This window comes from Aeromonas bivalvium (assembly GCF_000819765.1).
Taxonomy (GTDB): Bacteria; Pseudomonadota; Gammaproteobacteria; order Enterobacterales; family Aeromonadaceae; genus Aeromonas; species Aeromonas bivalvium.
This window is the reverse complement of sequence record NZ_CDBT01000056.1, coordinates 63,550-83,024: the sequence shown is the minus strand read 5'-3', so window position 1 is coordinate 83,024 and position 19,475 is coordinate 63,550. Positions and strand designations below refer to the sequence as shown.

The 19,475-nt window shown below is 64.7% G+C and carries 15 protein-coding genes; 7 read left to right on the top strand and 8 right to left on the bottom strand.

Features of this window, described 5'->3' with window-relative positions; translation table 11 throughout:
• Positions 1–67 precede the first annotated feature (67 nt).
• Entirely contained in the window at positions 68–1,507 is a 1,440-nt protein-coding gene (locus BN1119_RS16740) for a RimK family protein (protein WP_042000696.1), read from the top strand.
• 86 nt (positions 1,508–1,593) lie between these two features.
• Here BN1119_RS16740 and rimK read toward each other — a convergent pair whose 3' ends face one another.
• On the bottom strand, positions 1,594–2,490 hold the full coding sequence (gene rimK, locus BN1119_RS16735; RefSeq protein ID WP_042000693.1) for a 30S ribosomal protein S6--L-glutamate ligase: 897 nt from the start codon (positions 2,488–2,490) through the stop codon (positions 1,594–1,596).
• 215 nt (positions 2,491–2,705) lie between these two features.
• A complete protein-coding gene (metH, locus tag BN1119_RS16730; protein WP_042000691.1) occupies positions 2,706–6,377 on the bottom strand; it encodes a methionine synthase in 3,672 nt (1,223 codons plus the stop codon).
• A gap of 199 nt (positions 6,378–6,576) precedes the next feature.
• Here metH and BN1119_RS16725 point away from each other — a divergent pair, with 199 nt between their 5' ends.
• Positions 6,577–7,854 carry a cation:proton antiporter gene (locus BN1119_RS16725; protein WP_042000689.1) on the top strand — a complete coding sequence of 426 codons (1,278 nt, stop codon included), beginning with the start codon at positions 6,577–6,579 and terminating at the stop codon, positions 7,852–7,854.
• A 70-nt stretch (positions 7,855–7,924) separates the two neighbouring features.
• On the opposite strand, the gene metA is transcribed toward BN1119_RS16725, so the two are convergent.
• Entirely contained in the window at positions 7,925–8,872 is a 948-nt protein-coding gene (gene metA / locus BN1119_RS16720) for a homoserine O-acetyltransferase MetA (protein WP_042000687.1), read from the bottom strand.
• A 142-nt stretch (positions 8,873–9,014) separates the two neighbouring features.
• Here metA and BN1119_RS16715 point away from each other — a divergent pair, with 142 nt between their 5' ends.
• The 5 genes from BN1119_RS16715 to BN1119_RS16695 all read left to right on the top strand — a co-directional run bounded on the left by BN1119_RS16715 (position 9,015) and on the right by BN1119_RS16695 (position 15,406).
• Complete coding sequence (locus BN1119_RS16715) at positions 9,015–10,244, top strand: cyclic di-GMP phosphodiesterase (RefSeq protein ID WP_042000684.1); 1,230 nt, start codon at positions 9,015–9,017, stop codon at positions 10,242–10,244.
• A gap of 16 nt (positions 10,245–10,260) precedes the next feature.
• Positions 10,261–11,406, top strand: coding sequence for a CinA family nicotinamide mononucleotide deamidase-related protein (locus tag BN1119_RS16710; protein ID WP_042000681.1), 1,146 nt, complete (start codon positions 10,261–10,263; stop codon positions 11,404–11,406).
• Between the two features lie 252 nt (positions 11,407–11,658).
• A complete protein-coding gene (locus BN1119_RS16705; RefSeq protein WP_342027782.1) occupies positions 11,659–13,326 on the top strand; it encodes a DUF342 domain-containing protein in 1,668 nt (555 codons plus the stop codon).
• A gap of 146 nt (positions 13,327–13,472) precedes the next feature.
• Positions 13,473–14,279, top strand: a complete 807-nt coding sequence (gene yidA, locus BN1119_RS16700; RefSeq protein WP_042000675.1) for a sugar-phosphatase — start codon at positions 13,473–13,475, stop codon at positions 14,277–14,279.
• 350 nt (positions 14,280–14,629) lie between these two features.
• A complete protein-coding gene (locus tag BN1119_RS16695) occupies positions 14,630–15,406 on the top strand; it encodes a gamma-glutamyl-gamma-aminobutyrate hydrolase family protein (protein WP_042000672.1) in 777 nt (258 codons plus the stop codon).
• A 75-nt stretch (positions 15,407–15,481) separates the two neighbouring features.
• Here BN1119_RS16695 and BN1119_RS16690 read toward each other — a convergent pair whose 3' ends face one another.
• From BN1119_RS16690 to dapF, 5 genes are all read right to left on the bottom strand, one after another.
• Positions 15,482–15,895, bottom strand: coding sequence for a hypothetical protein (locus tag BN1119_RS16690; RefSeq protein ID WP_042000669.1), 414 nt, complete (start codon positions 15,893–15,895; stop codon positions 15,482–15,484).
• A gap of 61 nt (positions 15,896–15,956) precedes the next feature.
• Entirely contained in the window at positions 15,957–16,688 is a 732-nt protein-coding gene (locus tag BN1119_RS16685) for an HAD-IA family hydrolase (RefSeq protein ID WP_042000666.1), read from the bottom strand.
• Positions 16,689–16,690: 2 nt separating this feature from the next.
• On the bottom strand, positions 16,691–17,650 hold the full coding sequence (gene xerC, locus BN1119_RS16680; protein WP_042000662.1) for a tyrosine recombinase XerC: 960 nt from the start codon (positions 17,648–17,650) through the stop codon (positions 16,691–16,693).
• Positions 17,634–18,323, bottom strand: coding sequence for a DUF484 family protein (locus BN1119_RS16675; RefSeq protein WP_042000659.1), 690 nt, complete (start codon positions 18,321–18,323; stop codon positions 17,634–17,636). Before BN1119_RS16675 ends, xerC begins: the two co-directional genes overlap by 17 nt.
• A 175-nt stretch (positions 18,324–18,498) precedes the next feature.
• The gene (dapF, locus tag BN1119_RS16670; protein ID WP_042000656.1) at positions 18,499–19,329 is read right to left on the bottom strand and encodes a diaminopimelate epimerase; all 831 of its coding nucleotides are present in this window, start codon (positions 19,327–19,329) and stop codon (positions 18,499–18,501) included.
• Positions 19,330–19,475 lie beyond the last annotated feature (146 nt).

Genomic DNA, 19,475 nt, shown 5'->3' with positions numbered 1-19,475 from the left:
TGCCGGTGCATCGAAGCCCACTGGGGATCCTGCCGTTTTGGCAGTCCTTTCTGTGGAGCCCGAAAATATGAGTACCTATGTCATCGTCGAAGAGCCGGGGGACTGGCCTTGCCAGGGCGATTATCTGCTGACCGCCCGCACCTATCTGCAGCATGGCCTGCCCACCACAGGGGGGCGCGGTCGCATCATCAACCTCTGCCGCAGCCTGGATCACCTGAGCGCGGGCTACTACTGCTCCCTGCTGGCCCAGGCCAGGGGACACCACTGCCTGCCCGGCTTGCAGGCCATCAGCGTGCTGCAGCCCCAGCAGCCGCCAGCCAAGCTGTGGCGCAAGCTGCAAGGCTGGCTGGCCCAGCAGAGCGAAGACAGGATCCGGGTGCGCGCCATCTTCGGCCAGTGCGAGCAGAGCGAGCTGGCGGGACTGGCCCGCTACTACTACGGCCTGAGCCAATTGCCGCTTCAGGAGCTGACCCTCAAGCGCGGCCGCCACGGCTGGTCGGTGCGCCAGCAGCAGAGCCTCTCCCCCCTGGCCCTCGGCGAGGGAGAGCGCACCCTGATGCTGAACCATGTCCGCACCCTGATCGGGGACGAAGCGGACCCCGCCGCGCCCCGCTATCAGCTCGCCATTCTGGCGGATCTGGAGGATGGCCGCGCCAGCAGCGATGCCCTGGCCCTGACCCGCTTCACCCGGGCCGCGGCGGCCCAGGGGATCCGCACCGAGATCCTCTCCCCCGCCGCCATCGAGCGGCTGCCGGAGTTCGATGCCCTCTGGCTGAGGTCGGAGACGGCGGTGGGCCACTACACCTTCGAGTTTGCCCGCCGCGCCGAGCAGCTCCAGATGCCGCTGATCGACAGCGCCCGCGCCATCCTCGCCTGCAGCAACAAGCTCTACCTCTACGAGCTGATGGTGCGCAGCGGGGTGCCCATGCCGCCCACCATGGTGGTGACCCGCAGCGGGCGCCACCAGGTGGCCGATCTGGTGCAGCGCCTCGGCCTGCCGCTGATGGTGAAGATCCCGGACGGTGCCCAGGGGCGGGATCTGGCCATGGCGAGCGACGAAACCCAGCTCGCCCGCCTGCTGGACGAGGGGCTGGGTCGCTCCGCCCTGCTGCTGGTGCAAAGCCGGATCCCGGCCGAGTTCGACTGGCGCATCGCCCTGCTCGACGGCTCGCCGCTGTTTGCCTGCCGCCGCTATCGCCCCGAGCCCGGCAGTCGCATCCGCCGCCGCAAGCACCCCCTCGATCTGAGCCGGATCGAGGCCCTGCCACTGACCGAGGTGCCGGAGCGGGTGTTGCAGACGGCGCGCCGCGCCGTGCATCAGCTCGGCAACGGCCTGTTCGGGGTGGACCTGCGCCAGCAGGGACAGGGCTGCGTGCTGCTCGAGATCATCGACAACCCCTGGATCCGGGGCGACATGGAGGACAGGGAGAGTCCGGATCTCTACGACAGGCTGGCCCGCGCCTTTCGCCAACGGCTCGAGGACAGGGGGCAGCATGCCCTCTCCTAGGGCGGGATCCTGTCGCCCACAAACCAACAAGGGGAGCCTGGGCTCCCCTTGTTGCATCTGGCGCCATGACGGCGCTCAGATCCGGCTCACTCCGCCGGCTTGTGCTTGCGGCTCGCCTTGAGCTCGAGAAACTCGATGATCTTGCCCGCCACATCCTTGCCGGAGGCCGCTTCCACCCCTTGCAGGCCGGGGGAGGAGTTCACCTCCAGCACCAGGGGGCCGCGGGCGCTGCGCAATATGTCCACCCCGGCCACGTCCAGCCCCATGATCTTGGCGGCCTGCACCGCGGTGGCCCGCTCTTCCGGGGTGATCTTGATGGCTTCGGCGGTTCCCCCCCGATGCAGATTGGAGCGAAACTCCCCGGGCTGGGCCTGACGACGCATGGCCGCCACCACCTTGCCGTTGACCACCAGGCAACGGATGTCGGCACCGTTGGCCTCGCGGATGTACTCCTGCACCAGTATGTTGTTGTTGGTCTGGATGAAGGCCTCGATCACGCTCTCGGCGGCTTTGTGGGTCTCGCACAGCACCACCCCTATCCCCTGGGTTCCTTCCAGCAGCTTCACCACCAGGGGGGCCCCGCCCACCATCTTGATGAGATCCGGTACGTCGTGGGTGCTGTGGGCATAACCTGTGATGGGCAGGCCTATGCCGTGACGGGAGAGCAGCTGCATGGCCCTCAGCTTGTCCCGGGAGCGACTGATGGCCACAGAGCTGTTGAGGGCCATGGTGCTCATCATCTCGAACTGGCGCAGCACGGCGGTGCCATAGAAGGTGATGCTGGCGCCGATACGGGGGATCACGGCGTCATAGTCCCCGAGCTCCACCCCCTCGTAATGAATGGAAGGATTGTGGGAGGCGATGTTCATGTAACAGCGCAGGGTGTCGAGCACCTCGACCTCATGACCACGGGCACGCGCCACCTCGACCAGACGACGGGTAGAGTAGTTTCTGGGCTCACGGGATAAAACAGCAATCTTCATGACAATTCCGCTAGGAGGCAGCGCCTGGGCAGGATGGGGCGGGAGAGTATAAGGTGCCACAGCGCCATGACAACGCCAATTGTTTATCCTGACAACAAGACAAACCACACAAAACCCGGATAAAGCCGACGACTGTCATCCGGATGTAAAACGGCGGCCCCATACTGGGGCCGCCGTTTTCATGGGACTGAGGGTCAGCCTGGCTGACGCGCGTCTCAACCCAGGTTAGGCCCCAGCCAGCGTTCTGCTTCTGCCAGGGTCATGCCCTTGCGCATGGCGTAGTCTTCCACCTGATCTTGCTGGATCTGCGCCACCGCGAAGTATTTGCTGTCGGGGTGGGAGAAGTACCAGCCGGACACCGCCGCCCCCGGCCACATGGCGTAGGACTCGGTGAGCTGCATGCCGATGGCCTGCTCGACATCAAGCAACTCCCAGATGCTCCCCTTCTCGGTGTGCTCAGGGCAGGCCGGATAACCCGGCGCCGGGCGTATGCCCTGATAGTTCTCGCGGATCAGCTCCTCGTTGCTGAGCGCCTCGTCCGGGGCATAGCCCCAGTGCACCTTGCGCACCTGTTCGTGCAGGTATTCGGCGAAGGCCTCGGCGAGACGGTCGCACACAGCCTGGATCAGGATGGCGTTGTAGTCGTCGTGATCCGCCTTGTAGGCTTGCGCTATGGCCTCCTCGCCGATGCCGCCGGTCACCGCAAAGGCACCGATCCAGTCCGGCTTGCCGCTCTCCTTCGGCGCAACATAGTCCGCCAGACAGTAGTTGGGGAAGCCCTGCTTCTCGCTCTGCTGGCGCAAATGGTGCAGCACCTTGATGACCTCGGTGCGGGACTCGTCCCTGTAGACCTCTATGCTGTCCCCCACCCCGTTGGCGGGGAACAGGCCTATGATACCGGCGCAGCGCACGCTCTCATCCTTCTCCAGCCGATCCAGCATGGCGTTGGCATCGGCAAACAGCTTGGTCGCCTCTTCGCCGATGATCTCGTCTTCCAGGATGCGCGGATACTTGCCCGCCAGCTCCCAGCTCAGGAAAAACGGCGTCCAGTCGATGTAGGGGCGCAGCACAGAGACGGGCACGTTCTCGAAGGTCTGCACGCCGGGCTCGCGGGGTGCTGGGGGCTGATAGTTCACCCAGTCCAGCTGATGACGGTTGGCGCGGGCATGGGCCAGAGAGACCGGCTTGGAGCGCGGCTGCTTGCGGGCATGCTGCTCCCGCGCTATCTCGTACTCCTTGTCGATACGGGCAACGAAGGCGGGCTTGAGCTCCGGGCTCAGCAGGCTCTGGGCCACCCCAACGGCGCGCGACGCGTTCGACACATAGACCACGGGTTCGGAGTAGTTCTGCTCTATCTTCACCGCGGTGTGGGCCTTGGAGGTGGTGGCACCACCGATGAGCAGGGGCAGCTTGAAGCCCTGGCGCTCCATCTCTTTCGCCACGTGCACCATCTCGTCCAGGGAGGGGGTGATGAGGCCGGACAGGCCTATGATGTCGGCCCCCACTTCCCGCGCCGTCTTGAGGATGGTCTCGCAGGAGACCATGACCCCGAGATCGACGATCTCGTAGTTGTTGCACTGCAGCACCACGCCGACGATGTTCTTGCCGATGTCGTGCACGTCCCCCTTGACGGTGGCCATCACGATTTTGCCGTTGCTGGAGCCGCCGGACTTCTCCGCCTCTATGTAGGGTTGCAGGTAGGCGACCGCCCGCTTCATCACCCGCGCCGACTTCACCACCTGGGGCAGGAACATCTTGCCGGCGCCGAACAGGTCACCCACCACGTTCATGCCGTCCATCAGCGGCCCCTCGATCACGTGCAGCGGCTTCTCGGCCCCGGCCCGCGCCTCCTCGGTGTCCTCCTCGATGAAATCGGTGATGCCCTTGACCAGGGCGTGCTCCAGCCGCTTGCCCACCGGCCAGCTGCGCCACTCCTGATCCCGGGGATCCTCGGCCTGGGCGCCGGCGCCGCGATACTTCTCGGCGATGGCGAGCAGATCCTCGGTGGCGTTGTCATTGAGGTTGAGCACCACCGCCTCGACCTTCGCCTTCAGCTCCGCCGGAATGTCTTCGTAGATGGCGAGCTGACCGGCGTTGACGATGCCCATGTCCATGCCGCTGCGGATGGCGTGGTAGAGGAAGACGGCGTGGATGGCTTCGCGCACCGGCTCGTTGCCACGGAAGGAGAAGGAGACGTTGGAGACGCCGCCGGAGATCATGGCGTGGGGCAGATGGGTCTTGATGTCCTTCACCGCCTCGATGAAGTCCACCGCGTAGTTGTTGTGCTCGTCGATGCCGGTCGCCACCGCGAAGATGTTGGGGTCGAAGATGATGTCTTCCGGCGGGAAGCCGACCTGGTCCACCAGGATCCGGTAGGCGCGCTGGCAGATCTCGAACTTGCGGGCACGAGTATCGGCCTGGCCCACCTCGTCGAACGCCATCACTATGACGGCAGCGCCGTAGCGGCGCAGCAGCCTGGCCTGCTCGATGAACTTGGCCTCCCCCTCCTTCATGGAGATGGAGTTGACCACAGGCTTGCCCTGCACGCACTTGAGTCCGGCCTCCAGCACCTCCCACTTGGAGGAGTCGATCATCACCGGCACCCGGGCGATGTCCGGCTCGCCGGCGATGAGGTTCAAGAAGCGCACCATGGCTGCCTCGGCGTCCAGCATCCCCTCGTCCATGTTGATGTCGATGATCTGGGCGCCGCTCTCCACCTGCTGCTTGGCCACGTCCAGGGCCTCGTCGTAGAGCCCCTCCTTGATGAGGCGCTTGAACTTGGCCGAGCCGGTGACGTTGGTGCGCTCCCCCACGTTCACGAACATGGACTCTGGGGTGATGATGAGGGGCTCCAGGCCCGACAACCGGCAGGCCACCGGGATCTCCGGCAGGGCGCGGGGCGCTATGCCCGCCACGGCGTCCGCCATGGCGCGAATATGGGTCGGGGTGGTGCCGCAGCACCCCCCCACCAGGTTGAGGAAGCCGCTCTGTGCCCACTCGCGGATATGCTCCGCCATCTCGCCCGCGTCCAGATCGTATTCGCCAAACGCATTGGGCAGGCCGGCGTTGGGGTGGGCACTGACAAAGGTCTCGCTGATGCGGGACAACTCTGCCACGTACTGGCGCAGCTCGTCGGGGCCCAGCGCGCAGTTGAGGCCGAACGACACGGGTTTGACGTGGCGAAGGGAATGGTAGAAGGCTTCCGTGGTCTGGCCCGAGAGGGTGCGGCCGGAGGCATCCGTGATGGTGCCGGAGATCATCACAGGCAGGCTGTAACCCAGGGCTTCGAATACTCCTTCCACCGCGAAGGCGGCGGCCTTGGCGTTCAGGGTATCGAAGATGGTCTCGATCAGGATGAGGTCGGCGCCCCCCTCGATCAGGGCATGGGTCGATTCGGTGTAGGCGGCCACCAGCTCGTCATAGGTGACGTTGCGCTTGCCGGGGTCGTTCACGTCCGGCGAGATGGAACAGGTACGGTTGGTGGGCCCAAGCACCCCTGCCACGAAGCGCGGCCTGGCCGGGTCTTTTGCCGTCCATTTGTCCGCCACGGCACGGGCCAGACGGGCCGCCTCCCGGTTGATCTCGGCGGAGAGATCCTCCATCTCGTAATCGGCCATGGCGATACGGGTGGCGTTGAAGGTGTTGGTCTCGAGGATGTCAGCCCCGGCGGCGCAGTATTGATCGTGGATCTCGCGGATGATCTCGGGCTGGCTCAGCACCAGCAGGTCATTGTTGCCCTTGATATCCGTATGCCAGTCGGCGAACCGCTCGCCACGATAATCCGATTCACCGAGCTTGTAGCCCTGGATCATGGTGCCCATGGCACCGTCGATGATCAGGATCCGCTCCAGCAGACAGGCCTGCAGACTCTTGTTTGTTGTCGACACCGCTCTTACCTCTTACATCCATGCAACTGCGTGGCTTTATCCTAACAGCAAAGAAAAAAAATGGAAATCTAGCCGTCTATCTGTCTAAATTAACCAGCGATACCCAAAAGTAGGTAGTGAGTAAACTATCACCACGGAGTACCCTATGCCCGTCCTTTACGGACTCGTGCTTGCTGTCACTCCAACGAGAAAAATAATCATGAGCGTCTATTACACACTCTGCTTCTTGGCGGCGTTGGCGATTTTTATCGCATTCGCCAACCAGTATGTCATCAAGATCCAGACCACCATCGCCATCACCGCCGGCTCCATGCTGATCTCCGCACTCATGGTGCTGTTCGGCAAACTGGGCTGGTTCAACCTCGAGCCCCTGGCCGTCGAGACCATGGAGAGCATCGACTTCCAGAACTTCCTGCTCAAGGGGATCCTGGGCTTCCTGCTGTTCGCAGGGGGCCTTGGCATCAACCTCAAGGCCTTGCGCAGCCAGAAGTGGGAGATCACCATTCTGGCCATCCTCGCCACCCTGCTCTCCACCTTCATCATCGGCTACGGCTTCTGGTTCATCGCCAAGCTGCTGGGCTGGGAACTGCCCCTGGTCTACTGCATGCTGTTCGGTGCCCTGATCTCCCCCACCGACCCCATTGCCGTGCTCGCCATCGTCAAGAAGATGAAGGCGCCCCCCCAGATCGCCATCCAGATCGAGGGAGAGTCCCTGTTCAACGACGGCGTCGGTCTGGTGATCTTCGCCACCGTGTTCGCCGTGGCCTTCGGCGGCGTCGAGCCCACCTTCACCAGCGTGGCCGGCCTGTTCCTGCATGAGGCCCTCGGCGGCATCCTGTTTGGCGCCGTGCTCGGCCTCATCGCCCACGTGATGATCAGCGCCACCGACGATGGCTCCCTGGAGCTGCTGCTGACCCTGTGCATTCCGACCGCCGGCTTCGCCCTGGCCAACATGCTGGGGGTCTCAGGCGCCCTGGCCATGGTGGTATGCGGCATCATGATCGGCAACTGGACCCGTCACTCGGGTTTCTCCGAGCAGAGCAGCCACCACCTGGATCACTTCTGGGAGTTGATGGATCAGTTCCTCAACGCCCTCTTGTTCCTGCTGATCGGCCTGGCCCTGGTGCTGCTGGATCTCGCCTGGCAAGACTGGATCCTGCTGGTCATCGCGGTGCCTCTGTGCCTCGCCGCCCGCTTCATCAGCGTCTCCCTGCCCTATGTGGCCTTCCGCAAGTTCCGCAGCTACAACACCTTCTCGGTGCGCATCCTCACCTGGGGCGGCCTGCGCGGTGGCCTGGCCATGGCCATGGCACTGGCCCTGCCGTCCGGAGTCATGATGATCCCGGGCAGTGATGTCGATCTGCGCCAGGTCATACTGGTGATGACCTACTCGGTGGTGATGTTCTCCATCGTGGTGCAGGGGATGACCATCACCCCCATGATAGAGAGAGCCAAGAAGGCCAGCGGCGACATCTGATCCGTCGCCCTGAATAACGAAAAAGCCGCCTCTCTGGCGGCTTTTTCGCAGGCGATCCCGAAGGGGAGCCTCAGCTCCTGGGTTTTTCGTAGGTGAACACCTTGCCGATGTCCTCCAGCCGGTAGCTGGTGAGCTGGTAGACATAGTAGTTGAGCCAGTTGGCAAACAGCAGGTGGCCATGGCTGCGCCAGCTGGCCCTTGGCGGCTGGTCCGGGTCGTTGCCCGGGTAGTAGTTGACCGGAATGGCGGGGGCGAGCCCGGCCTCGAGGTCGCGCTTGTATTCGCCATCCAGGGTCAGCACATCGTATTCGGGGTGACCGGTGACAAACACCTGGCGGCAATCCTTGGTAGCGGCCAGATAGACCCCGGCCTCCTCGGACTCGGCGAAGATCTGCAGATCCGTGTGGGCACGAATGAGATCGCCATCGAAGGCCGCATAGCGGGAATGGGGGGCCACGAATTCGTCGTCGAAGCCGCGCAGCAGGGGCTCGTGTTCATCGAGCCTGTGGTGGCGATAGATGCCGGACAGCTTCTCGCCATGGGTCTGCTTGTCCATGCCATACAGCGCCTTGAGCGCCGCCTGCACCGCCCAGCACAGGAACAGGGTGGAGGTGACATGCTCGTGGGACCACTCGATGATCTCGACCACCCTGTCCCAGTAGACGACCTCCTCGAACTCCACCCGGCCCAGGGGCGCCCCCGTGATGATCATGCCGTCGTAGTTGTTGCCCCGCACCTGTTCGAAGTCGTGATAGAAGTTCTCGAGATGGGCCTGGGGCGTGTTCTTGGACTCCCGATCGTCGATACGCAGCAGATCCACGTCCACCTGCAGCGGCGAATTGGAGAGCATCCGCATCAGCTGGATCTCGGTCTCTATCTTCTTGGGCATCAGATTGAGGATGAGCACCCGCAGCGGGCGTATGTTCTGGGTGACGGCCCGGGATTCCGTCATGACGAAGATGTTCTCCTGCCCCAGCACTTCGGCGGCGGGTAACTGATCCGGGATCTTGATGGGCATGCTGACTCCCTGTACTGCATCAGTAAAAATGTCTGGACATCTAGAAGCCTATAATAAAGCATCCGGACTGTCATCCGATACCTTTGTATTCACTCTCGCCATTGACTAGCATACGGCTCACGTGCCCCTCACTGCGAACCCCATGGCCGGTATCACCATTTCAGTAGACAGGCTGCAAGTCGGCAACTATGTCTCCCTGCCTCTGGGCTGGCGCGCTCACCCCTTCCTGTTTTCCAGCTTCAAGATCAAGAACGAAGAAGAGATCGCCCTGATCCGCCACCTGGGCCTGGCCAGGGTCACCATCATCCCGGAGAAGAGCGACTGCCCGCCCCTGCCCCCCGATGCACCAAGCCGTGAGGTCGTGCCGGATCCGGCTCAGCAGAGGGAGATGGAGCAGGACAAGGCGCAGCGCATCGCCCGCTTGCAGCAATACCGCCGGGACCTGCAGCAGTGCGAGAAACAGTTCCAGCACTCCTTGAGCCAGGTGCGCAGCCTGATGAGCAAGGTGCAGGCCCGCCCCCTCAACGCCATTGATGACGCCAAGGATCTGATCGATGCCATCGCCAGCCAGCTGCTGGCGGCGGACGAGCTGGTGCTGCACCTGATGGGGGACGGCGAGGAGGGGGATCCCCTCTACTATCACTCCCTCAACGTCAGCGTGCTGAGCATGATGCTGGCCAAGGAGTGCGAGATGAATGCGGAGCAGATCCGCCTGGTCGGCATGGGGGCCCTGTTTCACGACATCGGCAAGCTGAAGATCCCGAGCCAGATCCTGCGCAAGAGCGCACCCCTGACCAGGCCGGAGCAGAACCTGCTGGCCCAGCATCCCCGCTACGGGCTGGACCTCATCAACCTGGCGGCATCCTTCCCCTCCGAGGCCAAGGGCATAGTGCTGCACCATCACGAATATCTGGACGGCAGCGGCCCGGAGGGACTCAAGGCTGGGCAGCTCGACCCCATGACCCAGCTGGTCTCCCTCATCAACGAATATGACAACCTCTGCCACCGCCACGGCAAGGTGCCCTACTCCGCCCTCTCCAGCCTCTACAAGCTGCGCAAGGGTCAGTTCAACCCGGACAACATGGCCCTGCTGATCCGCCTGCTCGGCATCTATCCCCCCGGCAGCGTGGTACAACTCTCCAGCGGCCAGCTGGGCCTGGTGATGTCCGTCAAGGGGAGCAGCCTGCTCCACCCCAGCGTGCTGGTCTACGATCCCGCCATCCCGCGCCAGGAGGCGGCCGTCATCGCGCTGGATCGGGCCGGACTCACCATCGCCAAGGTGATCCACCCCAGGCGTCTGCCCCCCGCCGTGTTCGAGTACCTGAATCCGCGCACCCGCATCAGCTACTACTTCGAACCCAAGACCAAGTGACCCTGCAGGAGTCTTCATGCACATAGAAATTGTCAGCACCGGCGACGAGATAGTGACCGGCCTGGTGGTCGATACCAATGCCGCCTGGCTCAGCGCCCGCTTGCTGGATCAGGGCTGGCAGGTGCGCCGCCGCCATACGGTGGGGGATGATCTCGCCGATCTGACCGCCCTGCTGCGCGAGTGCGCCGCGCGCGCCGACCTGGTGCTGGTGTGCGGCGGCCTGGGTCCGACGGCGGACGATCTCACCGCCCAGGCCGCGGCCGATGCCTTCAACGCCCCCCTGACCCTGCATCCCGGCTGGCTCGATACCATAGCGGCCCGCTACGCCAGCCGGGGTCGCCCCATGCCCGCCAGCAACGCCAAGCAGGCCTGGCTGCCCGCGGGCTGCGAGATCCTCGACAACCCGGTCGGCACCGCCTGCGGTTTCCTGTTGCAGTGGGGACGCTGCCGCATCGCCTTCACACCAGGGGTACCGTTCGAATTCAAGCAGATGGTGACGGAGCAGATCCTGCCCCGCCTGCACAACGAGCAAGCCAGCGGGGAGACGGCGCTGCGCCGCTGCTACAGCTTCGGCATCTCGGAATCCGCCCTGAGCGATCGGCTCGACGCTGCCCCCTGGCCCGTCGGGATCACCCTCGGCTACCGCTCCGCCATGCCCCTCATCGAACTCAAGCTGATCGGCCAGGGCGCCACGACCCGGGACATGGAGGCGGCACAGGCGCGCCTGCTCGAGCAGATCTCCCCCTGGCTGGTCGGTCAGGGTGACGAGGAACCGGCGCGGCAGATCCTCGCCCAGCTGGGGGACAGGCCCCTGACCCTGTTCGAGGGGGAGAGCCGGGGCGCCTTGCTGACCCTCTGTCATCAGCATCCCGGCCTCACGGCCCACTTCAGCCAGCAGCCTGCCGGCGAACCGGCCCAGCCCCTGGGGGACGGGCGAGGGGCCAGCCTGACCATAGGGATGGCGGGGCCCCAGGGGGTTCCATTGCGGCTCTGCATCGATGGCAAGTGCGTCGGCCAGACGGTGAAGGTCAGCCACCCGGATCCCGAGAGCGCCCGTGCCATCCTCGCCTTCGCCGCCCTCGACATGCTGCGCCGTCACCTGGCGGGGCTGCCGGTGATCGCCGACTACCTCACCCTGACCCGCACCCAGACCCTGGGCTGAGTCGCCCCGGCCAGCGAGCCAGTGCTGACTCGCTGGCTCGCCCTCCCCTCGTCTCCCTCAGGGCGGCGCTGCCTGACCGTGTCCCCATGGCGATTTCTTCAACCGCCTTCACCCATTTGGACATAGATCATTGACCAATAAGAAGAATGATCAGGATACTGGGGCCTCCTTGCCGCCGAGTCGGGGGAACCAGCATGGGGGCATCATGGAATTGATAAAGAAATCAGTCAGATGGACTGAGCAGGAGCCAGAGTGTTAAACAAAGAGTGGTTACAGTTGTCGGCGGATATGGAACTGGCCTGCCTGCGCATCCTGCCCGGGCTGGACGAACCGGTGCGCGAAGCCGATGTGCTCACCCTGCTGCTCTCCTCCAACTGTCGCCGCTATCAGCCCCTGCACGAGGGGATCAAACAGGTGGTCAGCCTGCTCAATACCCTGCAGGCCAAACCGGACGCCCCCATACCTCCCAATCCCGTCCCCATCGCCAGGCGCCAGGACGCCCGGCTGATGATACTGGTCGACAGCGACAAGATGACGGCCCGGGCCCAGATCACCTGCGACTGGGGCGGCAAGCCGCTCACCCTGGATGCCTTGCAGCAGACCCTCGGCGAGAGCGAAGTGAACAGCGGCGTGCAGGGCATACTGCTCGAGCAGGCCGTCAAGCTCGCCAGGGAGGGGGCCCCCGGCAGTCTGATCCAGCCCGCCATCGCCTACGGCATCGCCCCCATTGCCGGCCAGGACACCCGTTTCGAGCGTCTGGTCGATACCCCGTCCGATCGCATCCTCAAGCCTCAGGAGACGGAGAACGGCAAGGTGGATCTGCGCGACCTTGGTACCCTGGTGACGGTCCGGGCGGGGGAGCCGCTGATGCGCCGCCACCCGGCGACCCAGGGCTCCCCCGGTCTGACGGTCACGGGCCAGACCCTGCCGGTCAAACCGGGCAAGGAGCTGGCCATGGTCCCCGGGGTCGGCACCGAGATAGCCAGTGATGACCCCAACCTGCTGCTCGCCAGCCGCCCCGGCCTCCCCTGCCTAGAGAAGCAGGGCATGCGGGTCGATGATGTGCTCAGCCTCAAGCAGGTGGATGCCCGCAGCGGTCATGTGACGTTCGAGGGAGCCCTCATCATCAGCGGCGACGTGTTCGCCGGCATGCGGATCCGGGCCAGTGGCGACGTGGTGATAGGTGGCTTCGTGGAGGGTGCCGACATCGAATCCGGCGGCGCCATCACGGTGCGTCACGGGGTCATCGGCCGCAAGACGGAGGATGACGACCCCCTCTGCCGGCTCAGCGCCCAGGGGGAGATACACGCCGCCTATGCCCAGTACGCCAGGCTGGAGGCGGGGGGCAATATTCATATCCAGACCCAGCTCACCCACTGCCACACCCGCAGTGGCCAGGATCTGCGGGTTGGCGACAACGCCATGCGCAAGGGCACCCTGCTCGGCGGCATCAGCATCGCCAATCGCCAGATCCAGGCCCCCAGCATAGGGGCCAGTGCCGCCAACCATACCCGGTTGCAGATCCTTGGCGGTTACTTCAGCCACAAGCAGCAGGAACAAGAGCTCAAGCAGCGCAAGCAAAGCTGCCGCGACCAGCTGCTCAAGGTGCAGGATCTGCTGCTCAAGCTGCTGCAGCTGCCGCGGGAGAAGCGCAACCCCGAGACCCTGGACAAGATCAAGACCCTGCGCCAGCAATACCTGGGCCAGAGCAAGGGACTGGACGCCAAGCTGGACGAGGCCCAGCAGGCCCTGCAGCAGCTGCTCGGCGAGATGGAGATCACCGCCACCCAGCGCCTCTATGCCGGTGTCGAGGTTGAGCTGGCCAACAGCAGCTACCGGGTCGATATCGACCATGGCCCCATTCGTATCGCCTTCAAGCAGGAACAGATAGTGTTGCAGCCTCTGGAAGGACGTAAATAAGTCAGACCGAGAGCCCGTGTCCCCTGGCCACCTGGGGCCAGCCAGCCCCAGTCCCTGTGCCGGGCAGAGTCGGCCATGCCGTGATCCCTGACCCGAACTTGGGTACACTGCCAGCCTTGCACGCCACACAAAGCAGGTAACAGTCGATGTACAAACTGATCGCATTGGATATGGATGGCACTCTGCTCACCCCCCAGGGCACCATCTCCCCGCGCACCCATGCCGCCATCACCGCCGCCCGCGCCAGGGGCGTGACAGTGGTGCTGGCCTCCGGCCGCCCCCTGGAGGGCATGACCCGCTACCTGGAAGAACTGGGGATGACGGGGCCGGAAGATTATGTGATCAGCTACAACGGCGCCATGGTGCAGCGGGTTGCCGACGGCGCCCGGATCCGCAGCCAGCTGCTGACCGGGGCCGATGCCAGCCTGGTGGCGCGTCTGGCCGAGCAGCAGGGGGTCAATGTCCACGGCTTCTCGGTGCGCCAGGGCCTCATCAGCCCCCGCCTGAGCCACTATACCGAGCACGAATCCCGCCTGACCGGCATGCCGGTCAACCTGGTCGACTTCGCCACCCTGCCCCCGGACGAGGCGATCCTCAAGGTGATGATGATCGACGAGCCCGCGCTGCTGAGCCGGGCCATCGCCGCCCTGCCGGCGCAGCTCTATCAGGACTACACAGTGGTGCAAAGCGCCCCCTACTTCCTCGAGATCATGAACAAGCAGAGCCACAAGGGGAGCGGAGTGGCCGCCCTGGCCGAGCACCTGGGCCTGGATGCCAGCCAGGTGATCGCCGTGGGGGATGCGGGCAACGACAGCCACATGATCGAATACGCCGGCCTCGGCGTCGCCATGGGCAACGCCACCGACCCCCTCAAGGCCCTGGCCCAGCACATCACCAGCCGCAACGATGAGGACGGGGTCGCCCGGGTCATCGAAACCTTCGTGCTGGCCTGATCCCCACGGCCACGTCCATCCGGCAGGCCCCCTGCCGGATGTTTAATATATCCACCCATCCAGCCAGCCCCAGCCCCGAACGTTCCCTCTGCTTCCCTGTAAAGCGGAGGATGACACCATATCTGCCTCATGCGGCTTAACATAAACCACTCATTTTGTTTGACATATTTAACGGCCTTGGCAGACTGAAATCAGGATCCAGGCTCTCGCCGCTGCGCGCCTTCTCCTGACACCAGCCGATGCGAGCCCGGGATCTCCTAAACTTGCCTTGAGGCAGGCCCTGATATCGGTCAGGGCGAGCCCAAGGCGCCAGGGTCCCTCGGGACCGCAAAGGAATGCCAAGGTGATTTATGTCTGCACATACCCCATCCGCCCCACCCCGCAAGCCCCTGGTTCTGATGACCATGGGCAGCCAGGCCCGCAACGGCCATGACTATCAGGTCATGACCCACAAATACATCAAACCCCTGGTGGAGATCAGCGACTGCACCCCGCTGCTGGTGCCCACCTGCTGCGGTACAGAGGCCCTCGAGCACTACCTCTCCCTGGCCGATGGCATCTATCTGAGCGGCGCCGGATCCAACATAGATCCCGCCCTCTATGGCCAGCAGAACCTGACCCCGGACAAGGCCCAGGACAGGGAGCGGGATCTGTTCGACATCGCCCTGGTACGGGCCGCCATCGACAAGGGGGTGCCCATCCTCGGCATCTGTCGCGGCATGCAGGAGATCAACGTCGCCCTGGGAGGGGACATACATCAGAAGGTCTACAGCGAACCCGGCTTCGATGACCATCGCGAGGATCCCGAGGATCCGCCTGAGCTGCAGTATGGCGAGAGCCACATGGTCGAGCTGGTGGAGGGGAGCTGGTTCGCCGACCTGATGGGCACTCGCCGCATCCCGGTCAACTCGCTCCATGGCCAGGCCATCAGGCGCCTGGGCAGGGGGCTCGCTCCCCTGGCCCATGCCGAGGACGGGGTGATCGAGGCGATCCATGCCCCGGGCCTGCCCCAGTTCACCCTGGCGGTACAGTGGCACCCTGAGTGGCACGCCAGCGAGAACCCCCACTCGGTCAAGATCTTCACCGCCTTCGGCGAGGCCTGTCGCAGACAAGCCGCCCAACGCTAAACCGGCGGCAAGATCCACAGAGGGGCCCGCGGGCCCCTCTGTGTCTGTCTGGCTGTTGCCTCATGGGCCCTGGTCTCACTCGCCAAAGCCCCTGGCCTTGAGCTTGGGCAGGCCGCCGCGCACCGGTCGCAGGCCGCGGCAGGCATCCAGCCCCTTGAGCCCCCGCTGGATATGGTCGGGAGAGTGGCCAAAGACCATGCCGTTGCTGCGATAGAGGTTGTTGTCGTCGAGCTCGAACCGCTCGCCGCCAATGAGCAGGGGCCGCCTGCCCTCCTCCTCCTTGCCGCGCTTGAGGGGCAGGACGAGGTCGGTCAGTATCTCCCCCGTGGCGCAGCCCTCACGCCAGCGAGCCTCATCGGAGAAGGGGGTGATGGCTATTTCGCGCCAGGATCCATCCCCGAATTCGACCCGATAGTGGTCGGTCAGCAGATCGCAGCCTGCCAGCAGACCCAGGCATCCCAACAGACAGTAACGACTCAGGCGCGGCATCTCTCCCTCCTGTCCGGCCGGGGCAGCAAGGTGGCGGCACCGCCGCGGCGCATCTGCGGCCTCATGATGGCGCCCACTCATGGCCAAGCAGCAGGGGGCCCAGCTCTTCAAGCCTGCTCAACATGAGATCCGGCAGCTGGCTGAGGCGGCGCCAGTCACCCTGGCCGTCATTGAGCCAGGCGACGCGATAGCCCTGCCGGCGGGCCCCCAGCACGTCGCTGCGCTCATGGTCTCCCACGTGCAATATCTCGGCGGGAGCCAGCCCGAGATCCCGGGCCGCCGCCACGAACATGTCGGGGGCCGGCTTCATCAGGGTGCCGGCGCCCGCCTTGTACACGGCGTGAAAATAGCCGTCGAGCCCGGCCCGGGCCAGATCCAGGTTGCCATTGGTGATGGCCACCAGAGGGTAGCGCCGGGCCAGGGCCGCCAGCAGGGTATGGGTGCCGGCGGGTACCGCTATGGCGGAACGCTCGGCCAGGAAGCCGGCAAACACCTCGGCGGCGGCACGCTCGGCCGAGGCGCCATCCATGCCGCCTTCCCGCAGTGCCCGCCCCAGGCTGACCCTGCGAGCCAGGCTGACATCATGATGCAGGGCGGGATCCTCCAGCAGCACCTGGCGCTTGCAGGCGTGCCAGCGCTCGGCATCCAGCATGGCCCCCGCCAGGTATTCGCTGCGCAGATGGGCCAGCATCCAGGCCTCGGCGCGCGCTATGTGGGGACCGTTGTCATAGAGGGTGTCATCGAGATCGAAGGAAAGCGCCTTGACCGGCTGCCAGCGGCGGAAAAAAACCATGCTCACTCCTGTTCGTCGTCCTTGTCGCCACCATGGCGCCTGGCCCTGGGGTGGGCCCCATCATAGACCTTGGCAAGGTGCTGAAAGTCGAGGTGGGTGTAGATCTGGGTGGTGGAGAGATTGGCGTGGCCGAGCAGCTCCTGCACCGCCCGCAGATCCCCCGACGACTCCAGCATATGGGTCGCGAAGCTGTGTCTGAGCTTGTGGGGATGCACATGGGCGTTGAGGGCCTGCTTGCCGCCCCAGCCATCGAGGCGCATCTGCACCGAACGGGCCGAGAGACGCCGCCTCTGCCTGGAGACGAAGAGGGCAGGCTCCTCGGCCGGGGCCAGGGCCGGGCGCAGGGCCAGCCACTTGTGCAGCCACTCCAGCGCCATGCGTCCTATGGGGAGCACCCGCTCCCGCGAGCCCTTGCCCACCACCCTCAGCTGGCGATCGTCCAGCCGCAGATCGGTCAGATCCAGCCCCACCAGCTCGGCGAGGCGCAGACCGGAGGAGTACATCAGCTCCATGATGGCGCGATCCCGCACCGCCAGCGGATCCTGCTCGTCGCTGATGTTGAGCAGCTGATACATCTCGTCCACATCCAGATTCTTGGGCAGGGGGCGCCCCTGCTTGGGGGTGCTGATGCCCCGCGCCGGGTTCGCCACCAGTCGCCCCTGGCGCACCTGCCAATCACAGAAGCTGCGCAGGGCTGAAAGCTTGGTGGCGAGCGAACGGGGCGCCAGTCCTCCCTTGTGCATCCGGCTCATCAGGCTGCGCACCTGGCTCGCCTCGAGCCCGGGCCAGTGGCTCAGTCCCAGCGCCACCAGCTGACCCGTCATGGCGATGAGGTGGGCCAGATAGTGGTTGCGGGTATGGGCGCTCAGCTGGCGCTCCACCCTCAGGTATTCGATGAAATCGCCGAGATCCTGCGCCAACGCGGGAGGCAGGCCGGCGAGCCCGTCAGCGCTGGCCGTCACGGATCAAGGCCGGCAACCGCAGCTGCAGCAGGCGGCCGAGCTGGCCGAGCAGCAGAGGGTCGTTGTGGGGGGTGAAGTGACCGGGATCCGGGCTGGCGAAGGCCAGCAGGCCCAGATCGCCCAGACGCATCAGCGCCACCGAGCCCACCAGCACTCCCTGGCCGAACAGCAGCTGCTGTTCGCTCTGATTGAGGCGACCGAAGTAGAAGCCCTGGCCGGGCAGACGCTGGCCCATCAGCTGCTCCATCCCCTTGCCCGTCGCAAGGAAACGCGCCCCCTCCTCCCCCGGCTGACACTGCCTGGGATTGAGCCAGAGCCGCAGCCCGGACAGCCGCAGCCGCTCGACGAAGGCCTGCTGCATGGCGTTCACCAGCTCGCTCAGGGTCTGGCAACCATGGATGTCGCCATAGAGATCCGCGTAGACGCGAAAGATCCTCTCGTTCTCGCTGGCCAGGCTCATCAGCTCGGTGATCTCCAGCTCCAGCCGCTCGATGCGGTCACGCTGGCGCTCGAGCTGGCGCTCGACCAGGGAGACGCTGCCCCTGCGCTCATGGGGGATGCGCACCCGATCCAGCAGGCTCGCGTGTTGTTGGAAAAATTCGGGGTAACGGGCCAGGTACGCCAGCACCTCGGCCTCATCGACCTCATGCTCCTGCCGTTTCGCTTCACTCATGCTTGTTCAATCCCGTCTTGATGGTCCTGTGGGCGCCAGATGTGCCGACACAGGGGACCCTGTGGTCCAGGCCCCCTATTAGAACCCTATCGGGGCGTCAAATACAGTCGCGTTTGCAGATGGGGGCACAGGCTCCCCCACCGGGCAGAAGAACGGCGGCCCGGGCCGCCGATCCTCACAGCTCTATCTGGCCGTCGAACACATGCTCGGCGGGGCCCGTCATGTAGACCGGCTGACCGGGACCCTTCCAGGCGATGGTCAGCTTGCCGCCGGGCAGGGAGACGGTCACCCGTTCCTTGAGCTTGCCCTGGCTCATGCCGATCACCGCGGCGGCGCAGGCCCCGGTGCCGCAGGCCAGGGTCTCGCCCACCCCGCGCTCGAACACCCTCAGCCGGATCTGGGTGGCATCGACCAACTCCATGAAACCGACGTTGACCCGCTCGGGGAAACGCTCGTGGCGCTCCATGATGGGGCCAAGGGTCTCGACCGGGGCATCATCCACCGAGGGCACCTCGATGACGCAGTGGGGATTGCCCATGGAGACGGCGCCGCACATGACGGTGTGCTCCTGAGCCCGCAACAGGTAGGTTTTCTCCGCCTTCTGGGCGCGAAACGGGATCTTGCCCGGTTCGAACTGGGGCACTCCCATGTTGACCGTGACCTGGTTCTCCCCCTCCAGCTGCAGCACGATGCGACCGCGCGCCGTGCTCACCGCGATGCGATCCCGGTTGACCAGCCCCTTGAGCCGCACGAAGCGGGCGAAACAGCGGGCGCCATTGCCGCACTGCTCCACCTCGCTGCCATCGGCATTGAAGATACGGTAATGAAAATCGAGCTCGGGATCATAGGGCGGCTCCACCAGCAGCAGCTGGTCGAAACCTATCCCGAAATGGCGATCCGCCAGCTTCTTGATGACGTCGTTGCTGAAGAACACCTTCTGGGTGACGCCATCCACCACCATGAAGTCGTTTCCCAGGCCATGCATCTTGGAAAATTCAATCAACATCTTTTTTCCCTGCGCTGTTCAGGCCGCAATAAAGGTCGTTCACCACCATGAAGGCGCTATTCGAGGCCCCATTCATCCTGGAAAAATCAATCAAGATCCCGCGTGCCAGTACCTTGATCGCGCGTGCAATGCAGGGGGCGCCGGAG